15 protein-coding genes are annotated in these 17,132 nt (G+C 44.6%); 7 read left to right on the top strand and 8 right to left on the bottom strand.

Annotation, left to right across the window (positions count from 1 at the left end; all coding sequences use genetic code 11):
• Positions 1-1,164: 1,164 nt before the first annotated feature.
• The 6 genes from Q5691_RS09650 to Q5691_RS09625 all read left to right on the top strand — a co-directional run bounded on the left by Q5691_RS09650 (position 1,165) and on the right by Q5691_RS09625 (position 6,667).
• Positions 1,165-1,665 (top strand): peptidoglycan-binding protein, encoded by a 501-nt coding sequence (locus tag Q5691_RS09650; protein WP_333214676.1) that lies wholly within the window; start codon positions 1,165-1,167, stop codon positions 1,663-1,665.
• 301 nt (positions 1,666-1,966) lie between these two features.
• Entirely contained in the window at positions 1,967-2,392 is a 426-nt protein-coding gene (locus tag Q5691_RS09645; protein WP_332956926.1) for a photosystem I reaction center subunit II PsaD, read from the top strand.
• A gap of 164 nt (positions 2,393-2,556) precedes the next feature.
• A complete protein-coding gene (locus tag Q5691_RS09640) occupies positions 2,557-3,417 on the top strand; it encodes a GNAT family N-acetyltransferase (RefSeq protein ID WP_333308128.1) in 861 nt (286 codons plus the stop codon).
• A 104-nt stretch (positions 3,418-3,521) separates the two neighbouring features.
• Positions 3,522-5,069 (top strand): anthranilate synthase component I, encoded by a 1,548-nt coding sequence (trpE, locus tag Q5691_RS09635; protein ID WP_333214671.1) that lies wholly within the window; start codon positions 3,522-3,524, stop codon positions 5,067-5,069.
• Positions 5,070-5,145: 76 nt separating this feature from the next.
• Complete coding sequence (locus Q5691_RS09630; protein ID WP_333214697.1) at positions 5,146-6,030, top strand: PhzF family phenazine biosynthesis protein; 885 nt, start codon at positions 5,146-5,148, stop codon at positions 6,028-6,030.
• Between the two features lie 160 nt (positions 6,031-6,190).
• On the top strand, positions 6,191-6,667 hold the full coding sequence (locus tag Q5691_RS09625) for a hypothetical protein (RefSeq protein WP_333308126.1): 477 nt from the start codon (positions 6,191-6,193) through the stop codon (positions 6,665-6,667).
• A 17-nt stretch (positions 6,668-6,684) separates the two neighbouring features.
• Here Q5691_RS09625 and Q5691_RS09620 read toward each other — a convergent pair whose 3' ends face one another.
• The 4 genes from Q5691_RS09620 to petH all read right to left on the bottom strand — a co-directional run bounded on the left by Q5691_RS09620 (position 6,685) and on the right by petH (position 11,589).
• Positions 6,685-7,623, bottom strand: coding sequence for an alpha/beta hydrolase (locus Q5691_RS09620; RefSeq protein WP_333308124.1), 939 nt, complete (start codon positions 7,621-7,623; stop codon positions 6,685-6,687).
• Between the two features lie 407 nt (positions 7,624-8,030).
• Positions 8,031-9,347 carry a homoserine dehydrogenase gene (locus Q5691_RS09615; RefSeq protein ID WP_333214665.1) on the bottom strand — a complete coding sequence of 439 codons (1,317 nt, stop codon included), beginning with the start codon at positions 9,345-9,347 and terminating at the stop codon, positions 8,031-8,033.
• Between the two features lie 136 nt (positions 9,348-9,483).
• Entirely contained in the window at positions 9,484-10,239 is a 756-nt protein-coding gene (locus Q5691_RS09610) for a Uma2 family endonuclease (protein WP_333344647.1), read from the bottom strand.
• 144 nt (positions 10,240-10,383) lie between these two features.
• The gene (gene petH / locus Q5691_RS09605) at positions 10,384-11,589 is read right to left on the bottom strand and encodes a ferredoxin--NADP reductase (RefSeq protein ID WP_333214661.1); all 1,206 of its coding nucleotides are present in this window, start codon (positions 11,587-11,589) and stop codon (positions 10,384-10,386) included.
• A 590-nt stretch (positions 11,590-12,179) separates the two neighbouring features.
• On the opposite strand from petH, the gene Q5691_RS09600 reads away from it, so the two are divergent.
• A complete protein-coding gene (locus Q5691_RS09600; protein WP_333035850.1) occupies positions 12,180-13,184 on the top strand; it encodes a phosphoribulokinase in 1,005 nt (334 codons plus the stop codon).
• Between the two features lie 91 nt (positions 13,185-13,275).
• On the opposite strand, the gene Q5691_RS09595 is transcribed toward Q5691_RS09600, so the two are convergent.
• The 4 genes from Q5691_RS09595 to Q5691_RS09580 are packed head-to-tail and all read right to left on the bottom strand — an operon-like array spanning position 13,276 to position 17,070.
• The gene (locus tag Q5691_RS09595) at positions 13,276-14,472 is read right to left on the bottom strand and encodes a 5-methylcytosine restriction system specificity protein McrC (protein ID WP_333344645.1); all 1,197 of its coding nucleotides are present in this window, start codon (positions 14,470-14,472) and stop codon (positions 13,276-13,278) included.
• A gap of 56 nt (positions 14,473-14,528) precedes the next feature.
• Positions 14,529-16,133, bottom strand: a complete 1,605-nt coding sequence (locus tag Q5691_RS09590) for an AAA family ATPase (protein WP_333344643.1) — start codon at positions 16,131-16,133, stop codon at positions 14,529-14,531.
• Between the two features lie 56 nt (positions 16,134-16,189).
• Positions 16,190-16,621: an ASCH domain-containing protein gene (locus Q5691_RS09585; protein WP_333344641.1), complete on the bottom strand. Its 432-nt coding sequence runs from the start codon at positions 16,619-16,621 to the stop codon at positions 16,190-16,192.
• Between the two features lie 17 nt (positions 16,622-16,638).
• Positions 16,639-17,070, bottom strand: coding sequence for a hypothetical protein (locus Q5691_RS09580; RefSeq protein WP_333344639.1), 432 nt, complete (start codon positions 17,068-17,070; stop codon positions 16,639-16,641).
• Between the last annotated feature and the right edge of the window lie 62 nt (positions 17,071-17,132).

Raw genomic sequence — 17,132 nt, 5'->3', positions numbered from 1 at the left:
CGTACTAAATTTACATGGAATATACTGTAAAAAACCGGGTTTGTGGGCGTCTGAGCGCGCAAATATCGATCGAGTTATATCAAATCCGGCTGCGCTGGAATGATATCAAATCCGCGCTTCCGGAGTCAGGCGTAAAGTCGAATCAAGCTGCCAACAAATAATTAGCGCAATTTTCATTTTCTTGACTCACAGTGAACAGTCAACAATGACGGACGGTGCAACCGGAATCGATATTAATCGATCGACCGAGATACGATAGCACAGAAAAGTTTTCGCAGCAGAACCAGCCTCCGCTGCTACACCCTCTCTCATATCAATTGCGGTAGCATCGAAATAGTAAAATCCAGTCAACAGTCAACCACGGATGGTGCAACCGGAATTGATCTAATTCATCTGCGTGAATCTGTGTTTATCTGCCTGTATCTGCGGTGAAAAAAAGAGAATGTATTAACCGCCCCGGACAAGGAATTGACGCGGATTCACGCAGAGATCGAGAAGAGAGATAGGAATACTTTCGATGCTAACAAATTTGATAGGAGGCGCTATTTAAGCCGGACTTGATATCAAATACTAATCTACAGTCGTCTTGAGACGACTTGAGCTATGAGGCAGGGGTTGAAACCCCTGTCGGACTTAACGACTAATATTAATGCCGATTGCATCGGAATGATTTAACCACAGAGAACGCAGAGCTCGCAGAGAAAGAGAAGAGAGAGATGAATAATTCCGATGCAAACGGAAAGGATATCACCCTCAATCCTCACCCTGTGAGATCAGCCTTAAAGGAGATGTGGCCACGCGGTGTTCAGCTTTAAAATCAAAAGTATCAAAGCAGATTCAGGATGCGCTTGCCGTCTTAAACCGGGTTTGGCGACAGAGTACCTAGGGAGGCTGCCGAAAATTAATATCAGTTTAAACAAAGAATCCAACTGTACGTAAGCTGCAAACCCCGATAGTAATCAGTCATGCCCAATCTAAAATCTAAAATCTAAAAGGGTATAAGTCTCCTGTCCACAAGTCGCGAGATGGTAAAGGTTGCTCGAATCTGTTGAGGCACTGCCGACGCCAGTGTTGATTCGAGAAAATTTGAGAAGGCAAATGTTTCGCCCGGAAAAAGTTTTTTTCCATAAGAATACTCAAACCTAGAGGTTAGCAAAACCGATTATGTCACCTACAATCCAGATGAAATCTACTCAACCTATAGCCAAAAAGCCACAACTACAATTAGGTTCTCAAGGTAAAGCGGTATTGGAACTAGAACAACTGCTAACCAAGTTGCACCTTTACCGACAGCCTGCTAAAGGAATTTTTAACAAAGCAGTTGAATTTTCTGTGAAACTGTTTCAGTTTCGGGTTTTCTTGTCACCGGATGGCATTGTCGGGCCGCTGACTTGGCAGGCGCTTTATACTGCTGCTCCAGTTAATATGCCGATACTCAAATTAGGCAGTTCTGGGGAAGCAGTCGCTACTGTTCAGGAAGTTCTCAAAACTTCCAACCATTATGGTGGTGAAATTGACGGCGACTTTGCTACTTTGACGGACAAAGCTGTTCGCGCATTTCAAAAAAGCTTTGGGATTCAGGCCAACGGGATTGTCAATCAAGAAACTTGGACTGCTTTGAGCCAAATTCCCCGCGGCTATGACCCTAATTGGTTCTTGACTTAGGGTTGACGCGGTAAATTTTTCGATCATTGCTTGTGGAGGAAAATTGGGAGAATGTGCGATTATTTGGGGGCCCACAAGCACCCGAATAATTGCTATTTTTGTTTGATTATTTTTTCGGGATTCGTGCTGCCTAATTTTGTTTTATAACTTTGGTGTAAATTACCAATTATCAATTATTAATTACTAATTATCAATTATCAGAAGAGATCGATCGCCCAAAAACTGTTAACTTTCCTTACAATTTCGACAGCAGTGTCGCGTCATGATGATAGGATGCCGTAAAAATCCTTTGGATATGTTTATGGCAGAAGAACTCACTGGACAACCCCCTCTTTTCGGCGGCAGCACCGGCGGCTTGCTGACCAAGGCGCTAGTTGAAGAGAAGTACGCGATCACTTGGACTAGCCCCAAGGAACAGGTGTTTGAAATGCCTACAGGCGGCGCTGCAATCATGCGTCAAGGCGACAACTTGCTGTATCTGCCCCGCAAGGAGCAGTGCATCGCTTTGGGCGGCCAGCAACTGCGGGCTAAATTCAAAATCTCGAACTACAAAATTTACCGCGTGTTTCCCGACGGTTCTACTGAGTACCTGCATCCCAAAGATGGCGTGTTCCCTGAAAAGGTGAACGAAGGTCGTCCCTACAACGGTAAGATTGACCGCAATATTGGCAGCAATCCCAATCCGGCTAAGCTGAAGTTCAGCGGCAAGAAGACTTTCGATCCTTAAACTATGACTGCATCGCTGAGCAAAACATAGCTAATATTGCCTTGAAAGGCTCAGCTTGTAAACTTGTTTTTGCAGTAGTATTCTGGCGCGGGAGGCTAAGCCCGCAGCGCCAAAATACTACTGCAAACTTCTAATTTTATTAAAAGTTAATCGTTAAATTAAAAATGAATGTCGCAATCAGGCGAGCGCAGCCTTCTGATATCGATGTTTGCGCTGGCATTACTTATGAAGCTTTTAAAGATATTTCCGATCGCCACTTGTTCCCTACAGATTTTCCGACGCTGGAATTTGCAACCAAAATAAGTAGCTTGCTAATCGAAAGTCCGTTGTTTTTTGGCATCGTAGCCGAGAGTTCCGGTGCCGTTGTCGGCTGCGGATTTATGGACGAACGCAACCCGATTCGTGGTATCGGGCCCGTCAGTGTCGATCGAACTTTTCAAGGCCGCGGCACGGGACGGGAAATCATGAAAGCTTTGCTGGAACGGGGACAGGACGCTGTGGGCATCCGTTTGGTTCAGGAATCTTTTAATATGGCGTCGCTGTCGCTGTACGCTTCTTTGGGTTTTGAGGTGAAGGAATCTTTCGTGTTAATGGAAGGAAAGTTTCGCAGCCAGCCGCACCATGGGTTTGAGGTGCGACCGATGGCTAGTGAGGATGTTGGTGAATGTACGGCTTTGTGCAAGAAATTATACAGGTGCGATCGAACTAGCGATATTGAGTACGCCCTGAATTTCTTTTCTCCTTGGGTTGCTTGCAAACAAGGTCGGATTGTGGCTTATACTTGTGCGGTGTCGGCTTTGAGCCACAGCGTCGCGGAAACTGAGGCGGATATGCAGGCTTTACTTTTGGGGGCGGCCGCGTCGAACTCCGAAGCACAGGTTTCTTTCCACTTGCCGGTGCGTTACGCAAGTTTGTTTCGCTGGTGTTTGCAAGAGGGGCTGCGCGCGCTCAAACCGATGGCGGTGATGGCAGTTGGCGAGTACCAGCAGCCTCATGGCTGTTGCTTTCCGTCTTTTGTTTATTGAGCCCAAGACGGGTAGGACGCTTTTAATCGCTGAAATTATTGCCAGGATTGCATTTTCCTTCTTCTTTCTTTCTTCTTCCCTCTTCCTTCTTCCTTCTGATATATATGATATTTCCCGATTTCTCACAATTTTCGGAACTGGCGACACAAGGCAATTTTGTACCCGTGTATCAAGAATGGGTTGCTGATTTGGATACGCCGGTGTCTGCGTGGTATCGGGTTTGTGCGGGTCAACCTTACAGTTTTCTGCTGGAGTCGGTGGAAGGTGGGGAAAAACTTGGGCGTTATAGTTTCTTAGGGTGCGATCCGTTGTGGATTTTGGAGGCAAAGGGCGATCGCACAACTCAAGTTTACCGTGACGGTTCCGAAAAAGTATTTACGGGCGATCCGTTTGTAGCTTTAACCGAGTGTTTGGAGTCTTATCAACCGGTGAAATTGCCGCAGTTACCGCCGGGAATTGGCGGGTTATTCGGTTTTTGGGGTTACGAGTTAATTAAGTGGATAGAACCGCGAGTTCCAGTGCATCCAGCAAGCGAGAATGATTTGCCGGATGGGTTGTGGATGCAGGTGGATAATTTGCTGATTTTCGACCAGGTGAAGCGGAAAATTTGGGTCGTCGCCTATGCGGATTTGCGCGAGGTTGGCGTTGATTTGGCAGATGCTTATCAGCAAGCGTGCGATCGCGTTGGCAAGTTAGTTCAGAAGTTGCAATCGCCGCTTTCCCGGCAATCTACTCTAATAGAATGGACACCTCCCAATGACGGGCAAGATGCCCGTTCCCCAACCGGAAATACAGAATTGGCTTACACGAGCAATATTACCCGTGAAAAGTATTGTGCCAATGTCTTAAAAGCGAAGGATTATATCAAAGCCGGAGATATTTTTCAAGTAGTTATTTCGCAGCGACTCGAAGCTGAATACAGTGGCGATTCTTTTGCACTTTACCGATCTTTGCGTCTCATAAATCCTTCTCCGTACATGGCTTATTTTAATTTTAGAGATTGGCAGATTATCGGTTCGAGTCCCGAAATTATGGTGAAAGCGGAAAACGCTGCTGATGGCAAAAAGATAGCGACTTTGCGACCAATCGCCGGCACTCGTCGCCGGGGTAAAACTCCTCAAGAAGATGATGCTTTGGCTGCTGAATTGCTTCAAGATCCCAAGGAAATTGCGGAACACGTCATGTTAGTTGATTTGGGCAGGAACGATTTAGGCAGAGTTTGCCGAAACGGTACTGTAAAAGTTGACGAATTAATGGAAATTGAGCGTTATTCTCACGTCATGCACATTGTGAGCAATGTGGTGGGAGAATTGGCCCAGGATAAGACAGCTTGGGATTTGTTGAAAGCTGGTTTTCCTGCAGGTACGGTTAGCGGTGCTCCGAAGATTCGGGCGATGGAGATTGTGCACGAGTTGGAAGGTTGTCGCCGGGGGCCGTATTCTGGGGTTTACGGGTATTATGATTTTGAGGGGCAATTGAATAGTGCGATCGCAATTCGGACTATGGTTGTTCGTTCTTTAGGTGGTGACAAACATTCGGTTTCTGTGCAAGCAGGTGCTGGTTTGGTGGCAGATTCTAACCCGGATATGGAGTACGAAGAAACGCTCAATAAAGCCAGGGGAATGTTGGAAGCAATTCGCTGTTTGAAATAGCAAGTTACAAACTTCTTTTATAAGGAGGAGGCGGTTGAAACCGCTGCTACACAAACTACTGTTGAACGAGGGAAATGTGAATTTTTATATAGTTGACGTGTTTGCGGAGTCAAAATATGCTGGCAACCAACTAGCTGTATTTTGCGGTGCAGGAGTTGCCGAACTATCTGAGGCGCAAATGCTCCTGATAGCGAGGGAAATCAATTATTCAGAAACTACGTTTATTCGATCGCCCGATCCGCGAGATGGCGGCTATGACGTGCGGATATTCACGCCCAAGAAGGAATTGCCCTTTGCCGGTCATCCGACTTTGGGCACGGCGTTTGTGTTGCAGCAAGAGATTATTCGCGAAAAGGTCGATCGAGTAATTCTCAATCTAGCCGTCGGTCAAATTCCAGTTACTTTTAATTATCACAATGAATCGGCAGATATTTTGTGGATGCGACAAAACCCGCCTAGTTTTGGTCAAGTTTTATCAGCAGAAACTCTGGCCAATGTCCTGAATTTAGCACCCGATGAAATTGATGCAAACTTCCCAATTCAAGAAGTTTCTACGGGAGTGCCGTTTATAATTGTCCCATTAAAAACTCTCGCCTCGCTCAAAAAAGCTCAAGTCAACTTAGATAAATATTTTGAGCTAGTTGAGACAATGGAAGCGAAAGAAATTTTGATATTTTGCCCAGAAACCTACAGCGATATTAATGATTTAAACGTGCGAGTTTTTGCCCATTCATTAGGAATTCCAGAAGATCCGGCGACTGGCAGTGCTAACGGCTGTTTGGCGGGATATTTGGTAGAACATGATTATTATGGGGAAGCCAAGATTGATGTCAGAGTTGAGCAGGGTTATGAAATCGCTCGACCTTCTTTGCTGTTGTTACAAGCCGCTAAGAATGAAGGCGAAATAACAGTTTTGGTGGGTGGTAAGGTGGTGATGGTTGCTAAGGGAGAATTTGTGTAGAATATTCAATGGGAAATTATTAACCGCAGAGGCACGCAGCTAGATTTAGAGGCTTCTTTGGGGATCGAGATCTTATAATTTTGCTAATATGAGGTAGCTCATATTCATTGATTCGCGTGATTGTTAGGCTAAAAAAGTCATCAATACCAGAGACTTTCCAATGCTGCAAACATTTTCGCGGACTTTAAATGTATCCCCTGACGCTTCAGAAGCGCTGCTTTCACTGCCATTAACCAGCTTGCTCGATTCACCGGAATTCAATCAATTATTCGCAAGTCTGGATACTGCTTTACTCAAAGAAACTTTGCCTACTGCTGGAACTGTTTTAGCTCAAAAGCTGCCGTCTTTTTACGACTGGTTGCAAACAGAACTAGGAATTAAAAACGTCCCTGAGAGTCCCGATCATACTACGAAATGGGTAATCGGTTTTTTGAAGAATCAAGAAAGTTTAATTCGTTTAGTTGATCTGCACAAATCAATTCCCAGACAGGCATTAGAACGAGCGATCCCTCGTTTAGTTAGCACCTTTGATGAGGTTCAACCTACCGCTGTAAAGCAAGAATGGGAAAAAGCGATCGCAGCACTTTGTCTGGTTCTCGCCGTCGCAGCGCGGGAAAATCAGCCATCTGCCGCCTGAAGCAATTCTGTCTGAGTTTAAACAAAGCGCTTTTTTCGGAAAATTTGCAATTGAGTGCGATCGATCTGAACGACTACTGACCGCCGCTTGTTGAGGACGATCGCATTGTGTCTATTTAGCAAAAGCAACTGAGCCAATATTGCCACAATCGCGCGCCTTTTGAGAAACTTGCCTTCAAAACGCGCCATTCGGACGATCGTCTCCTCGATTTTATAACAACAGTTTTTCCCTTTCTGGGAAATCACAAAAATCGTTCCCGGTATGTAATCGCCTTCATTTGCCCAGAAAGCATACCTTTCACCTAAAGTAAAGTAGTGAAAAACATTGTTAGCGGTGGAAGTTTTAGCTAACTTTTCCGAAACGCCCAAAGAATTAAAAACTACAGTGGATCTAATATAATCCGGGTATTTTGCTGCTATTTGCTGAGCAACTTTGCCCCCCAAACTTTCTCCGATGACATCGGGCGGATTCCCGCTGTGAAATTGCTGCTTTATCCAATCAATAGCACCCGCAGTTTGCGCCGATTTTAACTGTCGTTCTAGTTTTGCCATAAATACATCGGGCGTATCTTCCAAAACGCGATCGAAAGGATACCAAGAACCGTAGCCGCGAATCACTAAAACAGGTGGATGATTGCCAGAAATGGGGACGCGACTTTCAGCATAAAAACCAGTGCGAGAGTCTTCAAACACTTTTGTTATGATATAATTTCCATCAATAACTTGCCCTTCCTGGTGCCGAATGTAAATTGAAGGATTATTGGGTTTAAAAGTATCGTGCAGTTGGGGTTTTGCAAACTTTTCGTAGAGAGAATCTAGCAAGTGCCTTCCCGTTTTGCGATCGACGAAATCGAATTCTGTTCCTTTCATTATCTGGTAGCCGCCGGTTTTACCAACAATATTGAATAAGTACAAAAAATCTACATAAACCCGCCACCGCACAACGAATAATCTCAATTAACTTTTACTTGTATCAAATGGCAAAAATCTACATGACATTTACCATTGGGGGAGTGAGAGGACGGGTTTTAGAGATAATCAATGATTGGCAAATATTCTATATAATATCAAATCCGGTAGTATCGTCGGGCGTAAAATCCAGTCAAAAGCTATGCCCGCTCAGCTTCGCCGAAGGGTCAACAATCACCGACGCTGCAACGGGAATCGATCTAATTCATCTGCGTTAATCTGTGTTAATCTGCCTGTATCTGCGGTTAAAAAAAGAGAAAGTATTAACCGCAGATGACAAGGGATTGACGCCGATGCACCCAGAGGTCGAGAATAGAGTGAGAGGGCGGGTTTTATAGATTGTCACTTATTAGTAGCAAATATTGTATGTGAAACCCGCCCCTAGCAAATCACTTTTACAAAACTCGCAACGTGCTAGCAATACTATCGACTGCTTCCATCGCGCGAATTTCATCGAGTGCTTGTTGAAAATTACCTTCCCTAACATCGTGAGTCACGACGACAATTTCTGCTAAATCGCCGTGAATTCCCGTCTGCACAACTGATTCTAAACTAACTTTGTGGTTGCCGAAACAAGTGCCTAGTTTTCCAATTACCCCCGGAGTATCGTGGGTTAAAAAACGGGCGTAAAAGCGAGTAACAAGTTCCTGCATCGGAGCAATTTTGCAGTAGTGTTGGTGACTGCAACTCAGCAAAGGATGAGGAATCGGAACAGTTTCTGTTTTCAGGATGGCCGCTACATTCATGATGTCGGATACTACGGCGCTAGCTGTGGGGCCCGCACCGGCGCCGCGCCCGTACAGCATCAATTGCCCGATCGGCTCTCCTTCGACTAAAATGGCATTGTAAACCCCGTTAACACTCGCCAGCGGATGAGTTTTCGGCACAAAACTCGGATGCACTCGAATGGATAGCAGTTCGCTTTCTCCCTCCGCTTGCTTGCCATTGTAGCGGGAGGTTTCTTGAGCAATCGCCAATAATTTAATCACAAATCCCAGCTTGTCGGCGTAGTCAATATCCGCCGCACTAACTTTTCTGATACCTTCGCAGTGAACATCAGCTAATTTGATGCGTCCGCCAAAAGCTAGCGAGGCTAAGATAGCAATTTTATCGGCCGCATCTAATCCATCTACATCTGCTGTGGGGTCAGCTTCAGCATACCCTAATTGCTGAGCGTCGGCGAGCACTTCGGCAAAGTCTGCGCCTTCTGTTTGCATCCGCGTCAGGATGTAATTAGTTGTGCCGTTGACGATGCCGGTGACAGTTTGAATGCGGTTTGCAACTAAGGATTGTTTGAGGGTTTGAATGACTGGAATGCCGCCGCCGACAGCAGCTTCTAGCATTACGTAAACGCCTTTTTTGTTAGCGGCCTCGAAGATTTCATTTCCGTAGCGGGCGATAACTGCTTTGTTGGCAGTGACGACGTGCTTGCCGCTGGCAATAGCTTGCAGAATGAGCGATCGCGCCGGTTCCAATCCGCCAATCAATTCTACTACAATATCAATTTCCGGGTCAGTTGCGATCGCTTCTAGGTCAGTTGTCAGCACATTTTCTGGCAATTGTAAAGACCGAGTTCGAGAAATATCGCGCACTCCCACCCGATAGATTTCCAATTCCTGCAACAGCGGATGGCGGCCATCTGGGGAGAGCAAAATCTCTGCTGTTCCCGCGCCAACTGTACCCAAACCTAGCAAACCAATTTTGAAAGCCACGACTTTGACCCGTAGAAACTCACTTCATCTAGAATCATTGTATGATAACCGCGGCTTCACTGAATACCCTGAGACCCGACTTCTTAAAAAAGTCCGGGATCTACATGACTAATTAATCCAGATTTTACATGGCAATTTAAAGTTCTGTATCCATCTCTATCCCCATTTCTCGCAGCCGCTGCGCCAATCTTTCGGCCCGCTGCCTTTCGGCATTAACTTGCTGTTCTAGTTGCTCATTTTGCTGTTCTAGTTGCTCATTTTGCTGTCCTAGTTGCTGTAGCTGTGCTTGTTCTTCTCGAATTAAATCTTCAACTAGGGGCGGACATAGCACTTGATTAACCGATAAAATAAATTCAGCGAACTGTACAGACTGAACTTGCTGTCCCGGCAAAAATTCCTGATGAGAATAGCTGCCTTCATTTTCCGGGCGACTGCATACTCGTATTTTCGGTTGATTTGGGTCTACAATCCAATATTCAGGAATATCAATTAAGTCATATTCTGCCCGTTTACGGATGTAGTCATCCCGCCAATTTTGGCTGGTAACTTCGATAACTAACAGCGGTTTTTCTTCAAAATCTAGCACTGCGGAACCAGGTTGCGCGCAGACTTGTTCCCACAGACTCTGAGTGCAAATCACCACATCAGGAATGCGAGAAGAGTTTTCCTCAGTTCGGACTGCGGTAGTCACAATTGCAACTATGGGTAGGTTGTGTGCTGCAAAGAAGCGCCGGAACTGATAAACTAAAAATTCACAAATTTTGATATGTATTGCTGTAGGTGTTGGCATTTCGATCAGATTGCCCCGATATAATTCATAACAAACACCCGATTCTCCCTGATAGTTCAGATATTCTTCAAAGGTGAGTTTTTGGGTAGAAGTTATAACCATGTCAGTTATCTCCCTTTTTCGGTGAGCTTACTGTATATTTTACACTTGTCTTGGGTGAATCAGCCCCTCAAGACTCAAAACTGCTTCAAAAATTGTAGGGCGAGCCAAGCCCACCCTACAAATCAGATTAAATCAGGTAACACATTAATAAGTTTCAACGTGCCAACGGTGCTCTTTCTTCAACTGTTTCTGATAGGCGGCCCACTCAACACCGTGCTTGCTAGACGCGGCCGACATTCCCTCATCAATTCCGCCTTCCATACCCTTCAAACCGCAGATATAAGTGTGAGTATTCGGCTTTTGAACCAATTCCCACAATTGGTCTGCGTTCTCTTGAATCCGGTTTTGAATGTACATCTTGCCGCCGTCAACATTTTTTTGTTCGCGGCTGATGGCATAAGTCAAGCGGAAATTATCGGGGAACTCGCGCTGCAATTGCTCCAACTCTTCCTTATAGAGAATGTTGGGAGTGTAAGCAACTCCAAAGAACAGCCAAGCTAAACCTCTGAACTTGTAATCGGGATTGTTTTCTTTAAACATCCGCCACAAATAAGCCCGGAAAGGAGCAATACCCGTACCGGTAGCCATCATAATAATGGTGGCTTCTTCGTCGTCGGGTAACAGCATTTCCTTGCCTACGGGGCCGGTGATTTTGACATCATCTCCAGGTTGCAAACCGGTGAGAAAAGTCGAACAAACACCAAAGACTTTTTCACCAGTTTCTGGGCTTTTGTACTCTAGGCGGCGGACGCACAGAGAAACTGTTTTGTCGTCTACATCGTCTCCGTGACGGGTGGAGGCGATCGAATAAAGCCGAATTTTGTGGGGTTTGCCGTTTTTATCCGTGCCATCGGGAATAATCCCGATACTTTGACCTTCGAGATAGTGTAACTTGCCTCCAGAAATGTCAAATTTGACGTGACGGACTGTGCCTTCGCCGCCTTCTCTGACTAATTCTTCTGTAGAAATGCACTTACCAATATAGGGATTGGCCGGTTTGTAGAGGTTAACAGGAACCTGAACTTTTTCCTTGGCTTGAGTCATGGGCTTAGTTTTTTCTCCAGATTTCTGACTCTGTAGCCCTGCTTCTGGTGCGACTTTGCCATTTGTTTCGGGAGCGCTATTTGAGGGGCGGATGCTGATAATTTTGCCACCCATCCGAGCAATCCGGCGCATTTCCTGATTCATGCGATCGTAGGGTACGGAGATAAATACGCTGCCGCTACGGCGAATCGGGTTACTTATTTGGTCAGTTGCTTGGCTCTGACGCATACCCTCCACTTCGTAAACAAAGATGCGGCTGCCTGATTCTGAGTTTGCCGCAACACCAGATATGCTTGGGCTGTACATTTGTTGCTTGTCCTTCACGATACAGAGTTATAAAGAAAGAGAATGTGACGTTAGACTCAATTTACTTTTTTCTTAAGGCCATCGGGACTAATTGGCCGCGCCAATTTTTGGGCCTCGCCACGCCGGCAGGAGTGTTGAAGTTGCGATCGCTCGCGTTATCAAATCCCTACTAGCCGAACGCCGCGCTCACCGAGCCCGCTTTGCGTTCGGCTGTTGACCTATAGCTATTGTTGTCTGCGTACTGCCAATATTTTACCCGATCGGGGGATCTGCCCCGATAAGTCATTGTGATTTGGGGAGCGCCCCACCAGAGAAAGGAAGATTCGAGCAGTTTTAATGAGGTTGAGCTTGTAGGGGGCGAACGCCTTCTGGTAAGATTAACCACTAAAGTTAGTATTAATTACTTGCCTTGAAGATTGCTTGGGTCTGCCCGGGCAGGCAGTCAACTCACTGCTGTATGCTGGTGAGAACTCGATCGTCTCGGGGTAGCACAGCAGCACAAAGCCTGCTTGCCGCTACCTGCGGGCTGAAATTTTGTGGAATCTAGACTTGAGTTAGTTAGTAAACAGTGATTTTGTTAGAGGGAAACTATGACCAGTAAGCCGGATCGCGTGGTTTTAATTGGCGTTGCCGGAGATTCCGGATGCGGAAAATCTACTTTTTTACGCCGATTGACAGATTTGTTCGGGGAAGATTTCGTTACTGTAATCTGCCTTGATGACTATCATTGTCTCGATCGCAAGCAGCGCAAGGAAACAGGGATTACAGCCCTTGACCCCAGAGCCAACAATTTTGACCTGATGGCTGAGCAAATGAAGGCTCTCAAAGAAGGTCACGCGATCGACAAGCCGATTTACAACCACGAAACTGGTCTGCTCGATCCTCCTGAGCGGGTAGAGCCGAATCACGTGATTGTGATTGAGGGGCTGCATCCCCTATACGACGAGCGAGTTCGATCGCTCCTCGACTTCAGCGTGTACCTCGACATCAGCGACGAAGTAAAAATTGCTTGGAAAATCCAGCGCGACATGGCGGAACGGGGCCACCGTTACGAAGACGTGCTGTTTGCGATCAATGCTCGCAAACCTGATTTTACGGCCTACATCGACCCGCAAAAGCAATATGCTGATGTGGTAATTCAAGTGTTGCCGACCAACTTGATTAAAGATGACAAAGAGCGGAAAGTTCTGCGCGTGCAGATGATCCAGCGCGAAGGCATCGCCAATTTTGAGCCTGCGTATTTGTTTGACGAAGGTTCAACAATTAACTGGGTTCCTTGCGGCCGCAAGCTGACTTGTTCCTATCCCGGAATTAAGATGTACTACGGGCCCGATGCTTTCTACGGTCACGAAGTCTCGATTTTGGAAGTAGATGGTCAGTTCGAGAATCTCGAAGAAGTTATTTACATCGAAAGCCATTTGAGCAAAACTTCTGCAAAGTATGAAGGCGAGTTAACTCACCTGTTACTTCAGCACCGCGAATATCCTGGTTCCAACAATGGAACTGGTTTGTTCCAAGTGTTAGTCGGATTGAAGATGCGGGCGACTTACGAGAAGTTGACCGCAAAAGAAGCGAAAGTGGCTGTTAGTGTTTAGAACACAGACATGAAAGATTTGGGAGGCGCAATTGCGCCTCTTTTTTTGTGAACAAATGAAGCGCAGAGGGCGCAGAAGGCGCAGAGTAGAGTTAGGGGAGGGTGTTTGGAAGTAGAGATTTTAAGAAGGTTTTTCCGGCTTCATTCAGGTCGCTATCTAGGGAAAAAGTTAAACTGCGAACTCGGATATCGTCATTTTTTATATCTAGTGGCTGTTTGAGGTTTTGCGGGTAGACGAGAATTGCATTTTGGCACTTTAAGGCATTTGCGTAAGCAACTATTTGATGACGGTCATTACTAGCTACTTGCTCGGGAACTTTGTATTTTGTATCGAGGACGTATTGGACTTTTTTTGTTGCAATATCGTACAGCAGTAAGTCAATCCGATCAAAATAGTTTTGGTCGTGGGTGACTCGGTGTTGTTGTTTGACAAAAAACCCTTTTGGTGTATTTGCTTTGAGCCATTCAGCCACAAACTTTTCATATAAATTAGCCATGTCTATGAGAAAAGGGAGCATTTCGCGATCGCCTGTTTCGTGACTAGGCCCTGTGTTATCTAAAAAAAATCGACATAAGGCGTGTAAAAGTTGATAATCTTCATTCAAACGGTGATAATTTCTATCAATACAAGCTTCTGATTTAAAAGGTTTTAATGTAACAAATCCTTGGAGTGCATGAAAGGCTTTTCGCACAGTGGATGAAACAGAGTCACGGCAGAAACCGCTGCGGCCAATGATGAAAAGTGTCCAAGCCAGAATTTGATTATCTTCGATATCGCCTGTTTGTTCGTTATAGTGGCATTTTAGTTTAACATCCCAAGGTTTTTGCAGGGCTGACCGCAAATCGACGCGACCGCGAATGTAGGCGAGTCTTTCTGTTTTGGATAAGTAATCGCGATATAATCCTTTGCGACAGCGTTCTAGAATTTTGTGGGCAAGAATGTTAGCTAATGTCTCGTAAATTTGTTCTAAAAATTGGCACTGAATCGAGCCGTGGGGAAATTTTATCTTAAGGTTGTAGGCATAGTCAAGCATTCCGAAGAGGTTGTTTATGGGAACCTTGGGGCGGATGGCGATGTGAAATTCTGGAGTGATGGGAATGTTGCCAACTCTGCCTTTAGATTTTAAGTCCCATTGATATTTTGTTTTAAAGTTGGGAAATTCTATCTCGATTTCCTTGGCATAATTATGGTATATTTTCTGTCCTACTGATTCGGGGATTGAGTCTTGTTCAAAAGTTGCTAATTGATATTCTGTAAGTTCGATAATTCGGCGGAATTCGGGTTTCATAATTGTGGTGGATGCAGTAACGCCACTGTATCAGCGTTAATGACGGCGTTAGATTGTCAATAGCCCAATTTTGTCTTGATATTATCCCAGAGAAACTCATCCATTTTTTCCAGGTTATCAAAGAAGTATTCTTCGAGGTATGGCTCTATTTCCATTTGCCAAATGTCTTGGATATCTTCAGCTAAGGTTTTTGTCAAAAAGAAGGATATCCCTAGTTGATAGTGTTTGTTGTTAATTGCGCGATTGACATCTTCTAGAATGCTAGTTAATTTATCAACTGGAAAACCTGTTTCCTCTCTGTGGTGATACTGTCGCAGCACTTCATAATTGGGATAAACGGGAATGAATGCGAACCGGCGGCGGAGTGCGTTATCGACTAAGGCTATAGAACGGTCTGCGGTGTTCATTGTGCCGATAATGCGGACATTTGTAGGGATTCTAAATTCTTGACCACTGGCTAATTTAACGGTGCGATAGCGGTCATCAAGCAAATACATTAACTCTCCAAATACCTGAGATAAATTTGCACGGTTAATTTCATCAATAATGATAACGCAAGTGCCTCGACGAGACTCAGCTTTTGTGCAACATTCGAGGAATCTACCGGGAACTATGGGATAGGTTAATTGGTCATTTTGACTCTGCGGCCGGATACCTTGAATGAAGTCTTCATAGGTATAGGCTGGATGAAATTGTATCAGTTCCCAGAAGCCATCGCCGCCACCGATTAAATGTTTGGCTAGTTTTTCCGCTATGAAGGTTTTTCCGGTTCCGGGCGGGCCTTGCAGGATAGCTTGTTTCTTGCGGTGGATGGCGCGTATGCAGCGCTTTAGTTCTGTTTCGTCAAAGCCAGTTTCTTCGGCACATTGGTTCAAAAGATATTCCGCTTGCAACTGTACTTCTTCTACAGCGTATTCAAACACAATTGCCTCATCTAATAATGGCACTTCGTTACTAGGAAAGTCATATTTTTTTATTTCTACCAGCCAGTGGCAGAACATATCAAATACATCGTCCTCTCGGATAGATGGAACGCCAGTCTGCTGCATTTCTTTAGTTAATTCTTTGATCAGCTTGTGTCCGGTTAAGTTAGCATAGGAGTAGTCTATTAGCTGTTTGCTGTACGAAGTATTGGCGAAATAGTTAATCACCTGTATTGACTTGTCATTAATCGCGAGAAAGTCATCGGGACGGAGAGCATTGAGGATAGGCGTTAGCATTCCTATCTCGCCGAACAAGGAGACCCGCATTTCTTCGGAAAACTCTCTAGAGACCAAATATAGCTGACTCGGATCATCGTTACAACAGCAGACTAAATAAAAAATTAATTCGGCCATTCTTACTGGCGCTATTAATGACAATTTTTTATAGGATTTTGAATTCCATAATAACCCTTTTATTATGCACGGATTAATATGAATCCAGGCTCCCCTTTGTCGATTAGTAGGAGAGTCTTCGTAAGGTAGAAGTTTTAACATTATAGATTCAGTCACATCTTCTCCTGACTCAGCAGCAGCAGCGATCGCTTCAAAATTTCGACGCCCCTGCTGACGCTGCTCCTGGTAAGCCGCTGTGTGACGCAACCCATCGGGAGTGTATGGATATGAATTGACAAATTCTTGAAATAATTTGACAAATTCAGTCTTTTTTTCCGCTTCCATGCTATTCTCAAATACTGTCGATTATTTAATAATTTTTAGCAACACTTCCTTCCTGTCTAACGTTCTCCTAATGAATTGACAATTTTAAACTGGCTAGCTGTCAGATACCGAAAACTCTGCGGCGGTTTAAGGTTAGGTAACTTGTTTCTTAAACGATGTAACTCTACTGGCTGACTAAACCTATGAATATCTTTTAAAAAAATGCCTACACCTACTTTTACACCTTTGTAATAATCATAAAATTCTTCATTGCTAATTCCTGCTATATTTTCAACTTCCTCCCAAAGATCGGCGATCGGTTTTTCAACAATATTATCCACATTGAAGGAACCAACTACAGCTTTTTCTGGAGATGAAACATAGATTACCACTAGATCTCCTTCATTCAAAAGTCGAGGTCTAACTCGGCGCAGTTCAACTGTTTTTGTATGGTTGAATATTTTAGTTGCGTACTCGGGACGAATAGATAATAATAAGATATTTGACATTTGTAATTGTCCTCATTCTAGGTCTCGGTTCCTTCTTTGTAGATTATTCCAAAATTAGTTTTTGAAATCCTAAATACGCTTTGAACCGTTGTCGGCTTACCCAGTATTCCCTGAATTCTATTTAATGTCAATGGGTTAGTAAAAAGCTGAGTGTGGCTGAATCTGAGCGCCATGATATCTGCGTTTGCTTCGTCTTTGGCTATTTTCATTAAATCTTTTAATTCGTACACTCCTAAGCTGCGAAATTGTCGATAGAGTTTGTCCGGCTTGTCTATGATAACTTCCTCTAGTCTAGAGCAAGCTTTAACCTCTTTTGTCCCCAGAGTAAATGATGAATTGGAGCTGACGTACCATAAAATTCTACCAATAACACCCGGTCTGAGACCACCATTAGCCCACTTGCTTCTATAATATACAAGTTCCCGTTTTAGCGCTAAGCTGTTGTGCATTTAAAACGCATAGTAGTATAATATAACATAATGATATTCAGACAAAGTGAATGCCTGCTAAA

This window comes from Microcoleus sp. w1-18aA5, assembly GCF_036701705.1.
Lineage (GTDB): Bacteria > Cyanobacteriota > Cyanobacteriia > Cyanobacteriales > Microcoleaceae > Microcoleus.
The sequence above is the reverse complement of the archived record's forward strand: the minus strand, read 5'-3'. Positions and strand labels throughout refer to the sequence as shown.

Excerpts from the sequence above, each read along its gene's own strand:
- Q5691_RS09600 (WP_333035850.1), top strand. The coding sequence starts at position 12,180 with ATGACCAGTAAGCCGGATCGCGTGGTTTTAATTGGCGTTGCCGGAGAT.
- petH (WP_333214661.1), bottom strand. The coding sequence starts at position 11,589 with ATGTACAGCCCAAGCATATCTGGTGTTGCGGCAAACTCAGAATCAGGC.
- Q5691_RS09640 (WP_333308128.1), top strand. The coding sequence starts at position 2,557 with ATGAATGTCGCAATCAGGCGAGCGCAGCCTTCTGATATCGATGTTTGC.
- Q5691_RS09645 (WP_332956926.1), top strand. The coding sequence starts at position 1,967 with ATGGCAGAAGAACTCACTGGACAACCCCCTCTTTTCGGCGGCAGCACC.
- Q5691_RS09650 (WP_333214676.1), top strand. The coding sequence starts at position 1,165 with ATGTCACCTACAATCCAGATGAAATCTACTCAACCTATAGCCAAAAAG.
- Q5691_RS09610 (WP_333344647.1), bottom strand. The coding sequence starts at position 10,239 with ATGGTTATAACTTCTACCCAAAAACTCACCTTTGAAGAATATCTGAAC.
- Q5691_RS09580 (WP_333344639.1), bottom strand. The coding sequence starts at position 17,070 with ATGCACAACAGCTTAGCGCTAAAACGGGAACTTGTATATTATAGAAGC.
- Q5691_RS09625 (WP_333308126.1), top strand. The coding sequence starts at position 6,191 with ATGCTGCAAACATTTTCGCGGACTTTAAATGTATCCCCTGACGCTTCA.
- Q5691_RS09595 (WP_333344645.1), bottom strand. The coding sequence starts at position 14,472 with ATGAAACCCGAATTCCGCCGAATTATCGAACTTACAGAATATCAATTA.
- Q5691_RS09590 (WP_333344643.1), bottom strand. The coding sequence starts at position 16,133 with ATGGAAGCGGAAAAAAAGACTGAATTTGTCAAATTATTTCAAGAATTT.
- Q5691_RS09585 (WP_333344641.1), bottom strand. The coding sequence starts at position 16,621 with ATGTCAAATATCTTATTATTATCTATTCGTCCCGAGTACGCAACTAAA.
- trpE (WP_333214671.1), top strand. The coding sequence starts at position 3,522 with ATGATATTTCCCGATTTCTCACAATTTTCGGAACTGGCGACACAAGGC.